The organism is Dyadobacter sp. CY351, assembly GCF_021502625.1.
In the GTDB taxonomy this organism is placed as follows: Bacteria; Bacteroidota; Bacteroidia; order Cytophagales; family Spirosomataceae; genus Dyadobacter; species Dyadobacter chenhuakuii.
This window is the reverse complement of the sequence record NZ_JAKFFU010000007.1, coordinates 199,772-217,628: the sequence shown is the minus strand read 5'-3', so window position 1 is coordinate 217,628 and position 17,857 is coordinate 199,772. Positions and strand designations below refer to the sequence as shown.

Genomic DNA, 17,857 nt, shown 5'->3' with positions numbered 1-17,857 from the left:
CCCAAACTTTTCTATGTTTGGTGAACGTTCATAGGAAAGTCATCCTTCAAATATTCAAATATGTTATTCGCTCTTTTTAACCTTTTCAAAGGTCGCTTTTCCAAGGAATCCATAAATGAAGCGAAAGCGAGTGAAAAACGCATGTCGCGCCAGGAAGCGTTGCAGCAAATGCGCAACATTGCCAGCAAACGCCCTGAAAATAAGAACTGATCAGCAACCCTGCCCGTAGTAAGCATCCTTTCCGTGCTTGCGAAAATAATGCTTGTCAATCAGGCCTTGCTTAATGGTCTGAGCGGAGGGGTTAATGTGCATTGTAAGGTAAGCCATCTTTGCAATTTCTTCCAGCACAACGGAATTATAAACGGCCTTAGCCGGATCTTTCCCCCACGTAAACGGCCCGTGGCAAGCCACCAGGACCATTTCCGTTTCTTCATAATTCAACTTTTCGTCCCCGAACAAATCCAGGATCTGATTACCCGTTTCCAATTCGTAATCTCGCTGGATCATTTCATCCGACATTACTTCGGTAACAGGTACAGCCGTAGTTAAGTGATCGGCGTGTGTGGTGCCCAGGTTCGGAATCGCCCTGATGGCCTGCGCCCACGCCACGGCGTAAGTTGAATGCGTGTGGCAGACGCCGCCAATGGACGGGAAATTTTTATAAAGCAATGTATGTGTTTTCGTATCCGAAGATGGCCGCATATTGCCTTCCACAACCTGGTTATCCAGATCCAGCAAAACAATATCCTCGACTTTGAGCTTGTGATAAGGAACGCCGCTGGGCTTAATAGCAATCACGCCCGCATTCCGGTCCATCCCGCTCACATTACCAAACGTAACAATGGCCAGGTTCTCCCGGGGAATCTCCATATTGGCCTCGTAAACCTGCTCTTTTAAATAAGTGTATTTAGACATGCTTTTTCAATGTTATCTATACGAGGCCTCGCTCCATCTCAATTCATTTTTCAACTGCCTGAGCGACGTGTTCTTATCAATCACAACCAGCTCAACGCCAGTCATTTCGGCCAGCATTTCAATGTGATCCGTGGTGAGGTTCTGGCTGTAAACCGTATGGTGTGCACCGCCTGCGTAGATCCATGCCGCACAACCCGTGGCCATATCCGGGGCTGGTTTCCATAAAACCCTCGCAACCGGAAGTTTCGGAAGTGCTTCGGTCACTTCCACCGCTTCTACTTCGTTCACCAGGATCCGGAAACGGTTGCCCATATCCACCAGGGAAACATTAATAGCAGGACCTGCCGCAGCATTGAAAACCAGTCTGACAGGATCTTCCTTCCCGCCGATGCCCAGGGGATGGATTTCACAGGACGGTCTGCCGGAGGCAATGCTCGGGCAGATTTCCAGCATATGTGATCCCAGCACGAGGTTATTAGCCGGGTCGAAATGGTAAGTGTAATCCTCCATGAAGGAGTTTCCGCCTGCCAGTCCGCTGCCCATTACTTTGAGCGCCCGCACCATGGCCGACGTTTTCCAGTCACCTTCGCCTGCATAACCATAGCCCGCCGCCATCATGCGCTGAGAACCTATGCCCGGAAGCTGCTTCATGCCGTGCAAATCCTCGAATGTGTTGGTATAACCCTTGAAATTTCCGTCTTCCAGAAAGTATTTCAATCCCAGTTCAATCCGGGCAGCATCCCAAAGCGCCTGATGCCTCCCGTCTCCCTTACGAATGCCGTCCGCCAGATCATAAAGCGATTCATATTCATCAATCAAAAGTCCGACTTCCTGTTCCGAAACCTGATTTATAACAGCAACCAGGTCGCCCACAGCGGACGTGTTTACCGAAAATCCGAATGTCATTTCAGCAGCAACCTTATCACCGTCGGTAACTGCCACTTCGCGCATATTGTCGCCAAAACGAACAAATTTTGCTCCTTTCATATCGTGCCGGGCAGCCGCCACGCGTGTCCATTTTGCCAGATCTTCTATAATGTGCTGCTCCTGCCAGTGTCCCACGATCACCTTCCGGTTCAGGCGCATACGCGTCATCATGAAACCAAATTCCCGGTCGCCATGCGCCGACTGGTTCAGGTTCATGAAATCCATATCAATGTTCGCCCAGGGAATGTCGCGGTTAAACTGCGTATGCAGGTGGAGCAATGGTTTTTGCATGATCTGCAAACCACGGATCCACATTTTTGCCGGTGAAAAGGTGTGCATCCAGGCTACTATACCAATGCAGTTTTTAGCCACATTCGCGTCCTGCATGATATTAAAAATCTCTTCCGATGACTTCACGACAGGCTTGAAAACCGTCCTGACCGGCATCTGAGCAGATTCGTCAAAATGCTTGCTGATGATCTGGGCGTGTTCCGCGACTTGTCTGAGCGTGTCGGCGCCGTACAGATCCTGACTGCCCGTAATAAACCAAATTTCAAATTGTTTTAAATCAACCATTATGATTGTGGAAAGGGTTACATTTTACAATGAAGCGGATAATATATTCTCGGGAGCCGGCTCCCATTTGCGCAGAAAATCGTTTTCCAGGAATGCACCAGACTGCGTGTATTTTTGATATAATGATTGATAAACAGCCGTTTGCGCCGGTCTGGGCGTATAAACAGCGTCAAAGCCGGAGTTCATGGCTTCCTGTGCTTGCGGCAGGGTCTTATGAATTCCCGAAGCAACTGCGGCGAACATTGCCGCGCCCAGCGCACAGGCCTGCTCGGAAGCAGCGACTTTGATAGGCATATTAAGCACATCCGCCAGCGTTTGCATCACAAATGCCGATTTCTTGGCAACACCACCAATCGCAATGACTTCATGAATCGGAACGCCTTCCTTCCTGAACCGTTCCACGATGCTTTTGGAGCCGTAAGCCGTGGCTTCCACCAGCGCTTTAAATATCCGGACGTGATCGCTGGCCAGGTTCAAGCCCAGTATAGCGCCTTTTAATGTATGTTTCGCATCGGGCGTCCGGCGGCCGTTCATCCAGTCGATGGCGATAATGTCGTTTTCGGTAACTGGCAGTTTTGCGGCTTTTTCGGCCAGATGCGGGATGAGTTCTTTGGACAATTTTTGCGCAGCTTCCTCGCCCAGCAAGGTCCTCACCGGCTCAACGATCAACTTGGAAAACCACGCATAAATGTCACCAAATGCAGATTGACCCGCTTCCATACCCAGCATACCGGGAATAATGGAGCCGTCGACCTGGCCGCAAATGCCCTTGATCAATAAATGTCCGACTTCCTCGTTCGGAGCGATCAGCATGTCACAAGTCGACGTCCCGATCACCTTACAAAGTGAATAAGGCTCGATTAATGCTCCTACTGCGCCCATATGCGCATCAAATGCCCCTACACCAATGACTGTGTCGGCAGGAATGCCCAATTTTGCTGCCCATTTTGGCGAAATGGTGCCCATCGCTTCGTCCGAAGTTTGTGTCTGGGAGAAAAGCCGGTCGCGGATGCCATCCAGAAGCGGATCAAGCTTGGTCAGGAACTCATTGGGTGGCAAACCGTCGAAATCGCTGTGCCATAGAGCCTTGTGTCCGGCTGCGCACCTGGATCGTTTCAATGTCAGCGGGTCTGTGTTACCGGTCAGTTCGGCAGAGATCCAGTCGCAATGTTCCACCCACGAAAACGCTTTGTCACGCACTTCGCTGTCTACCCGCAGCGTCCGCAGGATCTTGGCCCAAAACCATTCCGACGAATAAATCCCGCCGACGTATTTGGTATAATCTGTTTCTAGACTGTGTGCCAATGTGTTGATTTCCTCCGCTTCGGCATTGGCCGTGTGATCTTTCCAGAGGATAAACATGCCATTTGGATTATCGGCAAACTCAGGGAGCAGCGACAAAGGCGTGCCGTTCCGGTCCACAGCAACAGGCGTAGAACCCGTCGTATCCACAGAAATGCCCCGGACATTGTTCCGCGCATCTGCGGGTAATTTGTCCAGTGCTTCCAGCAAAGCAGCCTCCATGGCTTCAAGGTAATCCAGCGGATGCTGTCTGAACCGCGACGACGCTGGATCGCAGTATTTTCCCTGCTTCCAACGGCTGTATTCCCGAACCGCCGTTCCGGCCTGATCGCCCGTATGCGCGTTCACAACCAGCGCCCGCACGGAGTCCGTGCCAAAATCAATCCCTATGACGTAACCTTCTCTCATGATCGTATTATTTCACTTATCACGTAACAAATATAAATAAATTTGTTTATGGTGTTATTTTGACACAATTAATATTACTGATTGACGCCCAAACTAATCTCCTACCCTACGACTGCTTCATGCTGTCGGGCATAAAATTCCAGAACGAATGAAACTTCTCCTTATATCTCACTTCGTCCAGCTTGTACAAAGTAGCCTTTTTAGTCGTGCTGTTGCTGTTTTTGTTTCCGGTGTCGATCAGTAATCCCGTTGACAAAAGTTTGCGGCTGAAATTGCGCCTGTCGAGCGGGATGTTGTAGATGGCTTCGTAGAGTTTTTGGAGTTGGGGAATGGTAAAAAGCTCCGGTAAGAGCTCAAAACCAATGGGATGCAGTGCAGCTTTGTATTTTAAATGTTCGATGGCCTTGCAAACCATATCCTCATGATCGAATATCAGCGCCGGACGATTTTCCAGCGTAATCCAGGAAGCATTATGGCTTTTAACCGCGTCGGCGTCATGGTCGTCAATCTGGATGAGTGCAAAAAACACAACCGAAACAGTCCTTTCGGCCGGATCGCGGTGGATCTTTCCGAACGTTTCTAGCTGCTCGACGTAGATGTTTTTCAGCCCCGTAAGATTGTATAAGATGCGCGCTGCGCCATCCGAGAGGTCTTCATCCGCATTGAGAAAGCCGCCCATCAGCGACCATTTCCCCTTTTCAGGCTCAAAATTCCTTTTAATCAGCAACAGCTTGATATCCTTCCCGTCGAACCCGAAAATAATACAGTCTATTGCCAGCAGAATGCGCGAAGCCTGCGGATAATTATTCATTCATTTAATTGTGTAGGGATAAATAGTCGGCAATTTAAAGAACCGGCGGTTACAAAAAACATTTGCCGTCCGGACGATTTTATATTATTGTTAAGAAAGTAAATAAAAGAACGAGATTACTTAATCTGTTAAAAGATTCAATAAGGAAATATTGTCCGAATTTTGTGAGCTATTCCAATCCGGGCAGCCGGAATTCAAAGGAAATCTTCGTTATGAACGCCATCTATACTTCCTGTTCCGATGAAAATATCCTTGCGCTGATCAGCGAGCAGGACGACGAGCTGGCTTTTGCCGAGCTATATAACCGCTATTTTAATGTGCTTTTCAATTACGCTTACAGCAAAGTGAACGACCGGTTCGCTGCGCAGGAAATTGTGCAGGAATTATTCGTAAACATCTGGCAGAAGCGTCACGGGCAGCAGATCCTTTGCTGCCGCACATTCCTTTTCGCTATCGCCAAGAAGCAGATCATTTCTTTTTACCGCAAAGAATTTACCCGAAAACAACATTACGATCATTGGGAATCACTGCACGCAGATCCAGTTGACTTTGCCGACCAGCATACATTAACAGCCGACCTGCAAACCCGCTACGAACAGGGTCTGCATTTGCTGTCACCCAAATGTCAGGAAGTGTTTGTGCTGAGCAGGCAGGGCGTTTCCAACAAACAGATCGGGGACCGGCTTGCGATTGCCGAGAAGACGGTGGAGCAGCACATTTCCAAAGCGATCCGGATTTTAAGGGCGCATTTGAAAGACCACATAATCTCCGGCATCCTCTTTTTCCTTTTTAATTAAAAAAAAATATACACCCCGCCTAAGGGTTTGCTTTCCGGCGTGCGACTTGAAGTTTGATACCATACTTTAAGCAATGAAGGCACCCTTTATCTCCCCGGTTTTATTAGAAAAATATCTCCTCGATCAATGCAATGATCAGGAAAAAGAAGAGGTTGAGGCGTGGTATGCTGCCATCAAAGGAGATGCCGACCATTTGGAAAAATTATCTGAAACAGAAAAATCTTCCATCAGGGAAAACACTTTCGAAAGCATTAAAGGTGAACTTAATATTCTGGACGAATCGCCGGCACGGCCTTTCCCATGGCGCTGGATTTCGGGCATAGCGGCGTCCGTGGCCATTGCAGCGGGACTTTATTTTAATTACCCGATCCGGAAGGAACAGCCGGTTTCTATCATTGAAGAGATCCAGCAGAAGAAAAAATCGGACATTGTCCGGTTTGTCAATACGGAATCGAGGATCGTTACGCATATGCTGCCGGATAGCAGCTCGATCATCATGCACCCGGAAGCTTCGGTAACCTATCCCGCCCGCTTCGATGCAGACCGGCGCATAGTCACATTTTCGGGGGAAGGTTTTTTTGATATAACAAAAGATAAAACCCGGCCTTTCCTCATTCAGAGCGGGGAAATGGTCATTAAGGTGCTGGGGACAAGCTTTAATGTAAAAGCTGCTTCGGCTCAGAAGGTGTTTCAGGTGGATGTGCTGACGGGTAGCGTGGAAGTTACCGCGCCGGGCACCGAGACAAAGCCACAGCAGCTCGTCCTGAAACCAAAGCAGCAGGCCATCTTTGAAATTGAATCCAAAAGGCTGACTGCGAGGCAAATAACCATACAACCCCGCAAGGAAATATACGAGCCGGTAACGGTCGTTTTCGAAGAAGCGCCGTTGAATAAGGTTATTGAGCAGCTCCAAAAACGGTTTAATGTAAACATTCGCTTGTCCAATCCCGCCACTGCCACGTGCAGTGTAACCGCCAATTTCGAGTCGCAGCCATTTACGGTAATCCTGGAAATGCTCTGCACCACCTTGGAAGCCAACTATACTATTTCAGGAAACACGATTTTACTCAATGGAACACCTTGTGAATAACCGCCTATGAACCACCGATCTATTCCGCCATGAAAAAACCGGAGGTGTACCACCACCCCCGGTCCAGAATTCCATCCTTTTAACCTCGTACCACCGAAACTAAGGGATGTTTTACCCAACAGTGCTTAACCATCAGACAATCAAAATTATGCAAAAAACAGTACGTAACAAGCCCGTAAACTGGCAAATGATTATGCGCATTGGATTGCTTCAATGGCTTTTTGTAGCCTTACTGGCAGGCAGCAGCTATGCAAAGGAAAGTACAGCCCAGTCTATCCTGAGCAAGGATATGACAATCAGTCTTAAAAATGTTTCGCTGAAAGAAGCATTGGATGAGATTCAGGAGAAAGTGGATGCGAAATTTGTCTACAGCAGCCGGGTTTCTCTCAAAGAAAATGTAAGTATCGAGGCAAAAAATCAAAAATTGTCGAAAGTCCTGGACCAGCTGCTGGTTTCCCGCGGCATTAACTACCGGGTTATAAACGGGCAGATCGTGCTGGCAAGAGGAAAGGCCGCGAAGGAAGAATCCAACATTCCGGATCTGGAAGAAAAGCTGCAAAATTATGTCCTGCCGGTTGAAATCAATGTAAAAGGCACGGTAACCTCTTCCGATGGCCAGGGCTCCCTGCCCGGCGTAAGCGTTGTTCTCAAAGGAAGCTCCACCGGGACAACGACGGATGGAAACGGAAACTTTGAGCTCGTGGTGCCGAATGTGGAATCTGTGCTTGTGTTCAGTTTTGTGGGTTATACTTCCCAGGAAGTCGTGGTAGGGAACCGTTCGACAGTGAATATCACGCTGGCAGCCGACAACAAGGCTTTGGAAGAACTGGTTGTGGTAGGTTACGGAACGCAGAAACGCGTAAACCTCACCGGCGCAGTAAGCCAGGTGCAATCGAGGGATCTGGAAAACAGGCCATTGAACAATATGTCGCAAATCCTGCAAGGCATGGTGCCCAACCTGAACATTACATTCGGAACAGGCCAGCCAGGACAAGGTGGAAACTTGAACGTCCGTGGTGAAACCTCGATCAACGGCGGAGGCCCGCTGGTTCTGGTCGACGGCATCCCGGGTGACATTAACCGCATTAATCCTAATGACGTGGAGTCGGTTTCGGTGTTGAAGGATGCGGCCGCGTCCGCCATTTATGGTGCACGGGGAGCATTCGGGGTGATTTTGGTTACTACAAAAAGTGCGAAGAATGGGAAGACGAGTGTGAGTTACAGCAACAACTTCGGCTGGTCAACGCCAACAGTGAGTACGAACTTCCTGACTAATGGTTACGACCATACCCGCATCAATGACGAGGCATTCAAGCGCGCCAATGGAAATACTTATACGCGTTATTCCGAAGAAGATTATGCCGAGCTGGAAGCGCGCCGTTACGACAAAACGGAGAATCCTGCACGTCCATGGACAGTGGTGAAGAATGTCAATGGAAAGGACATTTACAATTATTATGGTAATTACGATTGGTGGAAAACGCTTTTCAAGCAGGTTGAGCCGTCCATGCAGCATAATATCAGCCTTTCGGGCGGCACGGATAAGGTCAATTATTTCCTGTCAGGTTCTGCATTCCAGAAGGATGGGATTATGCGGATCAATACAGACAGGTTCAATTCCTATACATTAAGAACCAAGGTGAATGCGCAGCTGACGCCCTGGCTGAAAGTGAGCAACAACACACAATATTTCGATTCGCGTTATAAATATCCAGGTTTGAAAGGCGGTGCAAATGCCAACTTTACCGCCATCACCGTGCACGCGCTTCCCGCGTATGCACCGCGCAACCCGGACGGGACCGCGACTTACAACACATTGAAAAACAACTATTCAATTGGTGACGGATTGTTTGCAAACCTCTTGAAAGGCGTGGCCGGCGGTGAAAAGAAAGTGCATGAGCTCACGACCATTAACTCGGTTACCATTGATTTTACCAAAACCTGGAACCTCGTCGCAAACCACTCCTACTCGTTCTACATCACGGATGATTGGTATCGGTCAGCCATTGCCCAGTACTCGATCCAGCCGGGCATCCTGGCAACGGTCCCGAACTACAATACCGACCAACTAGAAAAGACATTCTGGTTTGATCCTATGCATGTTACCAATGTTTATTCTTCATATAATAAGACATTGGGCAAACATTACCTGGGCGCAACTGCGGGGATCAATTACGAATCCAAAAAGCATCAGGTGCTGACAGGCGCACGCAAAAACCTGCTTTCCGAAGACATTAACGACCTCAATCTCGGAACCGGAGAGCAGCTTGTGAACGGCGGCGCTTACGAATATTCGCTTTTTGGTGCGTTTTTCAGGCTGAATTACGACTATATGGGCAAGTATCTGCTGGAAGTAAATGGTCGCTATGATGGCACATCGCGGTTTGGCGCAGGCAGGCGTTACGGATTTTTCCCGTCGGTTTCGGCCGGTTGGAGACTGAGTGAGGAAAAATTCTTCGAATCAGCCCGCAATGTGGTTAGTAACCTTAAAATCAGGGCTTCATATGGAACATTAGGCAACCAGCTTCCGCCTAAGTTCAATGATAATCCAAGTTCAGCGAGCTTTTATCCCTACATTGAAATCATGCCGACGGCTCTTTCGTCGTGGATCAATAACGGACAAAAAATCCCGTACGTCGACAGCCCCAACCCCATCGCTGCCGGCCTGACCTGGGAATCGGCGACGACTTCCAACATTGGTCTGGATGCCGATCTTTTCAAAGGCAAGCTGACTATTGCCATGGACGCTTATATCCGCGAAACCAAGGATATGCTTGTGCCGGGACGTGTGCTTCCGTCGGTGTATGGCGCCACGGTGCCTACGCAGAATGCAGGTGATTTGAAGACAAAAGGATTCGAACTTTCCGTGGCGTGGAAAGACCAGTTCAAACTGGCCGGGAAGACATTTGCTTACAACGCCACATTCATGGTGTCGGATTATAAAGCGAAAATTACGCGCTATGACAACCCAAACAAGCTGCTTTCCAGCCGTTACGAAGGACAAACGCTGGGTGAAATGTGGGGGTATTCCATTGACGGATATTTTAGAACCAATGACGAGGCGCAAGCCTATCCGATTGACCAGACATTGGTTAACAAGCAGCGTTTGAGCGCGCCAGGCGAGTGGAGTAAATTACAGGCAGGCGATCTGAAATTCCTGGATTTGAACGGTGACGGCAAGATTTCGGAAGGCGCAAACACATTGGCGGACCACGGCGATTTGAAAGTGATCGGAAATACCAACCCGCGGTTCAGATATGGCCTTAATCTGGGTGCTTCCTGGGGTGCATTTGATTTTTCTGCGCTGGCTCAGGGGATTCTTCGCCGGAACTGGTATCCCGGAGCAAATGCGGATAAATTCTGGGGCCCCTACTCCCGTCCTTACTATTCATTTCTTCCTGAAAACTTCGAGGATGATATCTGGACGCCTGAAAATACGGATGCATACTTCCCTATCCTGCGCGGCTACACAGCGCTTAACGGCGGTGGCGACCTCAATGCTCGCAATGATCGGTATGTTCAGAATGTGGGTTATCTGAGGCTGAAAAATATCGTGCTGGGTTTTACAATTCCTGAGCGCCTCAGCAAGAAAGTCCGCATTCCCCGGGCGCGCATTTACGTAAGTGGCGAAAACCTGTTCACTTACACGCCATTAAGATCTAAGTATATTGATCCCGAGCAATTTGACGGTGATTTTACCAACGGAAGAACTTATCCGCTTTCGAAAACATACTCTGCGGGCCTAAGCATTAATTTCTAAAATCATTTGCCAAAAACATTAAAAGAAATCACATGAAAAAGCTGATATATATCATGACCCTGGCCATCGGGCTCGCTTCGTGCGACCTCGACAGGCTTCCGCTCGACGCCATTTCTCCCGAAACTTTTTTCAAAACAGAAAACGACCTGCTGCTTTATACCAATTCATTCTATAACATGCTGCCGAGCGCGGAAGATGTTTACAATGAAGACGTGGATAATGTGGTCAAAAACAGTTTGCGCGACGAGTTGCAGGGAACGCGTATCGTGCCTACCAGCGGCGGCGGCTGGGGCTGGACTGAGTTGAGGAACATTAATTACTTCCTGGCCAATTCCGGCAAAGTCCAGGACCCGAAAGCTGTGGCAAAATACAATGGCGTCGCGCGTTTTTTCCGGGCTTATTTTTATTTTCAAATGGTCAAAAGATTCGGTGACCTGCCCTGGTATAGCGGCCCGATTGAAGCAGGAGATGAAGCATTGCTGAACAAAGCACGCGATCCGAGAACGTTAGTAATGGACTCTGTAATGGCAGACATTGACTTCGCAATTGCCAATCTTGAAGCTACGCGACAAGTCGGCACCGTTACAAAATGGACGGCATTGGCTCTGAAATCCCGAATCGGATTATATGAGGGCACATTCCGGAAATATCATACCGAATTCAACCTGCCCGATTCGGAGAAATTCCTGGACGCCTGCATTACGGCTTCGGAAGATCTCATGAAAAACAGCGGATACAGCATTTATAAATCAACTCCTAAAACGGCTTACCAAATGTTTTTCGCATCCGATAATGCGATTGCAGACGAGGTGATCCTGGCGCGCGATTTTAGCGATGCATTGCAGGTCTATCACAACCTGAACTATTATACCATGACGGCATCTTACGGAAAGCCCGGATTGGAAAAGAAGCTCGTTAACAGCTATTTAATGGCTGATGGCTCCCGGTTTACCGACATAAAGGGCTACGAAACCATGCAGTTTTATGACGAAGTCCAGAACCGCGACCCGCGCCTTACACAGACGATCCGCACGCCGGGATATACGCGCATTGGCGAAACAACCCCGCTTGTTCCGGAGTTCGGAGCAACGGTTACAGGTTACCAGCTAATCAAATTTGTTTCGGAGCCAAAATGGGACACATTCGGGAAGGACATTACCGACATGCCTATCTTCCGCTATGCCGAAGTGCTGCTCAACTACGCCGAAGCAAAAGCAGAAAAGGGCACATTAACGCAGGCTGACCTGGACATTTCTACCAAACTCACCCGCGACCGCGTGGGCATGGTGAACATTAATATGGCGACTGCCAATGCAAAACCGGATCCCTACCAGGCCGCACAATACACAAAACTGACCGGCAAAAATACAGGCGTGATCCTGGAAATCCGTCGGGAAAGACGCATTGAGCTGGTTATGGAAAACTTCTTCCGCTGGGATGACATTGTGCGGTGGAAAGAAGGCCAGTTGCTCACGAAACAGTTTAAAGGAATGTATTTTCCCGGTCCAGGAAATTACGACCTGGACAAAAACGGAAAGATTGACCTTGTTATTTATGAAGGCACGAAGCCGGCTGTTCCGGGCGCGCAGTTGTTAAAACTCGGCAGCGAGATCCTTCTGGAAAATGGCAACAAAGGAGGGAACATTGTTATCAATAGCCACATTACCAAAAGGTTTGACGAAAACAAGGACTACTTATATCCAATCCCCACGCAGGAAAGGTTATTGAATCCAAACCTCACCCAGAATCCAAACTGGAAGTAACTTTAAGCTTTGCATCTATTCCTAAACCCATAAAATATGCTTTCAGACAGAAGGTCGTTTCTTGAAAAAATGTCGCAGATCGGCGCGCTGAGCCTCTTGCCATTATCTGCTGCGCAAGCCGGCGACTCCAATGCATTGTTAGAAGAAAAAAACCAATTCGTTGCGGGCCCTTATTTACAAAATATGGGCACCAACGAGGTGACCATCATGTGGATCACGCATAAAAACAGTTTCAGCTGGGTCGAATACGGGGCCGGGACTTACACCAGCAAGCGGGAATTTGGCTATAACAACGGACTGATTGAAGCTAATAATCGCATCAATAAGGTCACATTAAGCGGATTAAATGCGGGCACGGAGCACAAATACAAAATTGTTTCCACGGAAATAACCGGCTATAAAGGCTCGAAAGTTGAGTTTGGCGACACCATTGCCAGTGCGATGTTTGGCTTTAAAACACCGGCTGAAAATGAGGAAGAGTTTAAAATGGTAATCTTCAATGACATTCACGACCGTCCGCAAATTATCCCGCAACTTCTTTACCGCCACGGTTATACGGGTAACACCCGCGATTATGATTTTGTGGTTTTCAACGGCGATTGTTTTGATTGGGTAACCGAAGAAATTCAGATGGTTAACCATTTGATCAAGCCCGCAACGGACATATTTGCTTCCGAAATCCCATTTATCCTCACGCAGGGAAATCATGAATGCCGGGGAAGCTTTTCGAGGCATATCCCGGCTTATTATGCCTATCCCGAAAATAAATATTACTATGCTTTCACGCGCGGACCGGTGCGGTTCGTGGTCCTGGATTCGGGTGAGGATAAGACGGATGACAGCGTGGAATATGGCGGACTTTCGGCCTTTGACCGTTATCGTGAGGTTCAGAAAAAGTGGTTGGAAAAAGAAGTGGAATCCACGGATTTCAAAAAAGCCGATTTCCGGATCGTCCTCATTCACATATCGCCTTACCATTCCGGGGACTGGCATGGAACATTACATTGTCGCGAGCTTTTCGGCCCGGTTTTGAACAAGGCAAAAATCGACTTGCAGATCTCCGGCCATACACACCGCTACGCCACGCACGAGCCGGACGCAACGCACAATTATCCGATTGTGATCGGCGGAGGCCCGCTGGAAGGCAAAAGAACATTGATCAAACTGCATGCAACCAAAAAACACCTGGACCTGAAAATGATCCGGGACGATGGCGAAGTGGTCGGAAAGTTTCTGCTTGCAAAAAAGGGAAAATGATCACGCAGTCAAAATATCAATAACCGGCAAGCCTGTTAACTTTGCTTCCGTTCACAAATCATAAGTTTTAAATGAAAAAAATCGCCTTCGCCATTTCCCTGATGTTAGCATTGTCGCAAAGCACTTTTGCGCAAAAAAATACGATCAATGTTGCCTCCTATAACCTCCGCTATAACACCGCGAATGATGGTGTAAACGCCTGGCCCAACCGCAAGGAAAATGTGAAAGGGTTGATCCGGTTCCATGAATTTGACATCTTCGGTGTACAAGAAGCACTGATAGGTCAATTAAAAGATGTGGCCGAATTGACAGAATTCACATTCTACGGAAAAGGCCGGGATGATGGCAAGGAAGGCGGAGAACATTCGGCCATCTTTTACAAAAAAAACCGTTTCAAAGCGCTGCAATCGGGCGATTTCTGGCTTAGCGAAACACCCGACAAGCCTGGCAAGGGCTGGGACGCAACCTGCTGTAACAGAATTGCTTCGTGGGTAAAGTTTCAGGATCTGTTAAGCAAAAAAGAATTCTATTTTTTCAATGTTCATTTCGATCATCAAGGCGTTGAGGCCCGCAGACAATCGGGTCATCTGATGGTGAAGAAGATCAGCGAGATTGCCGGAAAATCTTCGGTTATCCTCACTGGTGATTTCAACTCAACGCCTGAGACCGAGCAGATTAAAACTATTCAGGGATTGCTTAACGATTCGCATGAGGTTACAAAACAGCCTCCTTACGGTCCGGAAGGAACATTCAACAGTTTCAAATTTGACGCGGCTATGGACAAACGCATCGATTATATTTTTGTAAGCAAGAACATTAATGTGCTTAAATACGGCGTTCTAACAGATGCCAAAGAACAACGTTACCCATCTGATCACCAGCCTGTTTTGATCAAGGTTGAGATCAAGTAATAGACGCAGTCCTCGTGCCGGCTTCTGGCAAATCGATTCTGGGATTTTTTTCCTAATTTACTTGTCAAAAGCCGGCCACTAAAAGCCGGCTGCGTCTAAATTTCCGTTGTAAGATGACCAAATGTTTCCTTCGGGTTATTGCTTTTTTCTTCCTCCTATCCCCTGCTTTTGGTCAGATTATTAAAATAAAAATTGTCAACCCGGAACCAATGAAAGGTCGCAAGGCCATTTTATTGACCCGGGAAAAAGGCTTCGCAGCAACTGTACATTCGATCAAGCTCGGCCAGGACAGCATTAATTTGCTCATGGAAAAGGACTTGGTTCCCAACCTGTACCAAATGCAGGTTTCCCAGCTAAAAGGCCAGCTTTTCTTTTTTCTTGAAAATGGTGTAAAGATCCAGCTCGACACTACGGACATTTCAAGATCCATCGTCAGCAATTCCAGAAGCAATGATGAATGGCGGGATTACTGGAACAACATTCAAAAGCCCTCCGACGACCGCCTGCTCATCTACACCGCCGGTGAAGGACGCGCCAGAAACAAGTCGCAAGCCGACAGCATCGATTACTGGCGCGGTCTGCAAGCCCTCGAACGCCTGGACCTCCAAACCAAAACCAGCACCTTCATCCAAAGCAACCTAAGCTCATTCGTAAGCCTTTACCTCTTAAAAATCAACTGGTACGCGCTCAAAAGCCAAGGATTATTCGAAAAACTCAACCCAGCCCTATCCAAACACCGAACTTATAAGTTTTTGAAAGAGAAGAGTCGGGGGAATAGTTGAGGTTGCATATTGTGGTTCAAGGATTTCCCCTAACGCCATCAGCAATTACGTCATTAAGCCTGTTTCGAAGGACAACTTCCAAAACACCAATCAGCGGATGAAAGCTTGGGAAACCAAGAGATTCCTTTTGTATAAATTTAGGGCAAAACTTGGATAGCCATCAGTGGCCTTTAGATATCTTGCTACCCTTGATTCAAAAAAAGATAGTGTGATTTCCCCCTAGAATTAAGATTTATAGATACACTTGCTTCATAAATCCGCAATATACTTCTGCCCGCCCAGATACCGCATTTGCCGTACGATCTGACCGGTTCGTTTTTGGACGTAGCCGGATGGGTTTTTGATGGAGAAACGAACGGGGTTTGGGAGCACTGCGGCGATGCGGGCGGCTTCGGCGCGGGATAGCTTTTTGGCGGATTTCTTGTAGTATCTTAACGAGGCTGCTTCTACGCCAAATGTCATTTTTCCCATTTCGGCAACATTCAAATAGACTTCCAGAATGCGCTCTTTATCCCAGATAACTTCGATTAAGACAGTGAAATAAGCCTCCAAACCTTTCCTGACAAAGCTTCTGCCATGCCATAGGAAGACGTTTTTGGCAACCTGCTGCGAGATCGTACTGGCTCCGCGCGCGCGTTTTCGCTTCTCTGTCACTGCATTATAGATCTGGTCAAAGTCAAATCCCCAGTGGTTTGGGAAATTCTGGTCTTCGGATGCGACAACCGCCAGCGCAACTTCCTTTGAAATATTTTCATAAGGCTCCCAATCGTGATGGATTTCCGTGTCCTCGTCGGCCCGGAAAGCTTCGATTTTTCTGGATAGCATAAATGGCGTTACCCAAACCGGTAAGAACTTCAAAACCAGCACCCAAAAGATTGAAAGAACGAAAAAAACAATGAGAATTCTAAGCGCAATAAATTGCAAACGGCGGAGCATAAAACTTTTTACTTCAAAAACCTGTGACCAAACCAAAACATCAGCGTACAAAGAACAGAAACTAATCAGGTTTAGACAAAGAAAATAAAGGCCATTACATTAAATATTTCTACACACGCTAATTCTAAATGCGATGAATGAAGATATCCTGAGTTTTATATGGCGATTCCAATATTTCGCCAACGAAGCCCTCTGCACCGATGAAGGCAGCCAGCTCTCCATCCTCCGAACAGGCCACAGGAACGCCAATGCAGGCCCTGATTTTTCCGAAGCGCGGGTCAATATCGAAGATTGTCAATGGGTAGGAAGCATTGAAATACATGTTAAATCCTCCGACTGGTTTCTGCATAATCATGAGACCGATCCTGCCTATGAAACAGTGATCCTGCACGTGGTGTGGGAAAATGACCGGCCTATTATAAGGCACGACGGCACATTACTGCCGACTCTGACATTAAAGAACATCGTCAATCAATCGGTTCTGGAACGATATGCGACATTGCAGGACGAAACAGAGACGATTCCATGTGCATCCATGTTCGCGCAGGTGCACGACATACAAAAATACGGAATGCTCGACCGCGTCCTGCTCGAAAGGCTCGATCGGAAAGCCGCTCTGGTGATGGATTTACTAAGTAACAACAACAACGATTGGGAAGAAACGGCTTATCAATGGTTGGGAAGGCACTTTGGTTTTAAATTAAATGACGCACCATTCGCGCGGCTTACTGAAATTGTTCCCTGGAAAATAATCCGGAAACACCGCGAAAAAGTGAACCAGATTGAAGCATTGCTTTTCGGTTGTGCAGGACTTATCCCCACCGACTCCAATGACCCTTACATTCGTCAGCTACGAGCGGAACATCAATTTTTGAGTGCGAAATATGGTTTGAAAGACCAGCAAATGAATGGTCATGAATGGAAGAACCTGCGGATGCGGCCTGCTGGTTTTCCAACGGTTCGCCTCGCTCAATTTGCCAGGTTGCTGCATAAAAACGGGAATCTGTTTCCTGAGATTATATCTGCGCAGTCGTTTTCGAACTTGCAGGGCATGTTCCAGATAGAGCAGTCGGATTATTGGCAGGACCATTATCTTTTTGGTAAAAAATCAAAAGGTAAGGTGCCATTTCTAGGAAAAGACTCGGCAAACTTACTGATTGTCAATGGCGCTGTGCCACTTTTGGTCGCATATGCAAAGCATCGGCAACAGCCCGAACTGCTGGAAAAGGCCATTTATTGGTTGTCGGAAATCGGCGCAGAAAAAAATCGCATTACGCGGGAGTGGGAAATATTGGGAATGAATGTCAAGACCGCCGCTGATTCTCAGGCGCTTATAGAGTGGTATAACAATTACTGTACATTCCGGAAATGTCTGGAATGCACAGTTGGAGCCACATTGGTGCGCTCGGTCAGCCCTTAACAAGGTTCACACCGGTAAGCAAAAACACGGTGCCGACCAGAAACGGAACCACGGATTCCCACTTGGAAACGGTAAGTCCCAGAACGGGCTTGTCGGATAAAAATGCGATGCAGGCAAAAAGCAGAACCGAAATGCCCAGGATAGTGAGAAGTGCGCCGAAGAAGCGTTTAAACTGCGTATTGTTTTCCATTTAATTGTAATG

At 47.8% G+C, this 17,857-nt stretch carries 15 protein-coding genes; 9 read left to right on the top strand and 6 right to left on the bottom strand.

Features of this window, described 5'->3' with window-relative positions; translation table 11 throughout:
- The first annotated feature begins 60 nt into the window (after nucleotides 1–60).
- Nucleotides 61–210: a hypothetical protein gene (locus L0660_RS15255; protein ID WP_169720023.1), complete on the top strand. Its 150-nt coding sequence runs from the start codon at nucleotides 61–63 to the stop codon at nucleotides 208–210.
- Here L0660_RS15255 and L0660_RS15250 read toward each other — a convergent pair whose 3' ends face one another.
- The 4 genes from L0660_RS15250 to L0660_RS15235 form a co-directional block, all read right to left on the bottom strand.
- Complete coding sequence (locus L0660_RS15250; RefSeq protein ID WP_235160226.1) at nucleotides 211–915, bottom strand: L-ribulose-5-phosphate 4-epimerase; 705 nt, start codon at nucleotides 913–915, stop codon at nucleotides 211–213. It abuts the gene before it with no gap.
- A gap of 12 nt (nucleotides 916–927) precedes the next feature.
- On the bottom strand, nucleotides 928–2,418 hold the full coding sequence (gene araA / locus L0660_RS15245) for an L-arabinose isomerase (RefSeq protein WP_235160225.1): 1,491 nt from the start codon (nucleotides 2,416–2,418) through the stop codon (nucleotides 928–930).
- A gap of 24 nt (nucleotides 2,419–2,442) precedes the next feature.
- Complete coding sequence (locus tag L0660_RS15240; RefSeq protein WP_235160224.1) at nucleotides 2,443–4,128, bottom strand: ribulokinase; 1,686 nt, start codon at nucleotides 4,126–4,128, stop codon at nucleotides 2,443–2,445.
- Nucleotides 4,129–4,234: 106 nt separating this feature from the next.
- Nucleotides 4,235–4,939 (bottom strand): NrtR DNA-binding winged helix domain-containing protein, encoded by a 705-nt coding sequence (locus L0660_RS15235; protein ID WP_235160223.1) that lies wholly within the window; start codon nucleotides 4,937–4,939, stop codon nucleotides 4,235–4,237.
- Between the two features lie 212 nt (nucleotides 4,940–5,151).
- Here L0660_RS15235 and L0660_RS15230 point away from each other — a divergent pair, with 212 nt between their 5' ends.
- The 7 genes from L0660_RS15230 (at nucleotide 5,152) to L0660_RS15200 (ending at nucleotide 15,299) form a co-directional block, all read left to right on the top strand.
- Complete coding sequence (locus tag L0660_RS15230; RefSeq protein WP_235160222.1) at nucleotides 5,152–5,736, top strand: RNA polymerase sigma factor; 585 nt, start codon at nucleotides 5,152–5,154, stop codon at nucleotides 5,734–5,736.
- Between the two features lie 73 nt (nucleotides 5,737–5,809).
- Entirely contained in the window at nucleotides 5,810–6,826 is a 1,017-nt protein-coding gene (locus L0660_RS15225) for a FecR family protein (protein ID WP_235160221.1), read from the top strand.
- Between the two features lie 148 nt (nucleotides 6,827–6,974).
- Nucleotides 6,975–10,586 carry a TonB-dependent receptor gene (locus L0660_RS15220; protein WP_235160220.1) on the top strand — a complete coding sequence of 1,204 codons (3,612 nt, stop codon included), beginning with the start codon at nucleotides 6,975–6,977 and terminating at the stop codon, nucleotides 10,584–10,586.
- A 32-nt stretch (nucleotides 10,587–10,618) separates the two neighbouring features.
- Nucleotides 10,619–12,349 carry a RagB/SusD family nutrient uptake outer membrane protein gene (locus tag L0660_RS15215; protein ID WP_235160219.1) on the top strand — a complete coding sequence of 577 codons (1,731 nt, stop codon included), beginning with the start codon at nucleotides 10,619–10,621 and terminating at the stop codon, nucleotides 12,347–12,349.
- A gap of 36 nt (nucleotides 12,350–12,385) precedes the next feature.
- On the top strand, nucleotides 12,386–13,606 hold the full coding sequence (locus L0660_RS15210) for a metallophosphoesterase (RefSeq protein ID WP_235160218.1): 1,221 nt from the start codon (nucleotides 12,386–12,388) through the stop codon (nucleotides 13,604–13,606).
- 71 nt (nucleotides 13,607–13,677) lie between these two features.
- Nucleotides 13,678–14,517 (top strand): endonuclease/exonuclease/phosphatase family protein, encoded by an 840-nt coding sequence (locus L0660_RS15205; protein ID WP_235160217.1) that lies wholly within the window; start codon nucleotides 13,678–13,680, stop codon nucleotides 14,515–14,517.
- 209 nt (nucleotides 14,518–14,726) lie between these two features.
- Nucleotides 14,727–15,299 carry a hypothetical protein gene (locus L0660_RS15200; RefSeq protein WP_235160216.1) on the top strand — a complete coding sequence of 191 codons (573 nt, stop codon included), beginning with the start codon at nucleotides 14,727–14,729 and terminating at the stop codon, nucleotides 15,297–15,299.
- Between the two features lie 249 nt (nucleotides 15,300–15,548).
- Here the strand turns inward: L0660_RS15200 and mtgA are convergent, their stop codons facing one another.
- Nucleotides 15,549–16,235: a monofunctional biosynthetic peptidoglycan transglycosylase gene (mtgA, locus tag L0660_RS15195; RefSeq protein ID WP_235160215.1), complete on the bottom strand. Its 687-nt coding sequence runs from the start codon at nucleotides 16,233–16,235 to the stop codon at nucleotides 15,549–15,551.
- Nucleotides 16,236–16,368: 133 nt separating this feature from the next.
- Between mtgA and L0660_RS15190 the strand changes: the two genes are divergently transcribed.
- Complete coding sequence (locus L0660_RS15190; RefSeq protein WP_235160214.1) at nucleotides 16,369–17,655, top strand: DUF2851 family protein; 1,287 nt, start codon at nucleotides 16,369–16,371, stop codon at nucleotides 17,653–17,655.
- Here L0660_RS15190 and L0660_RS15185 read toward each other — a convergent pair.
- Nucleotides 17,645–17,845, bottom strand: a complete 201-nt coding sequence (locus L0660_RS15185) for a hypothetical protein (protein ID WP_026630003.1) — start codon at nucleotides 17,843–17,845, stop codon at nucleotides 17,645–17,647. The genes L0660_RS15190 and L0660_RS15185 overlap by 11 nt on opposite strands.
- Nucleotides 17,846–17,857 lie beyond the last annotated feature (12 nt).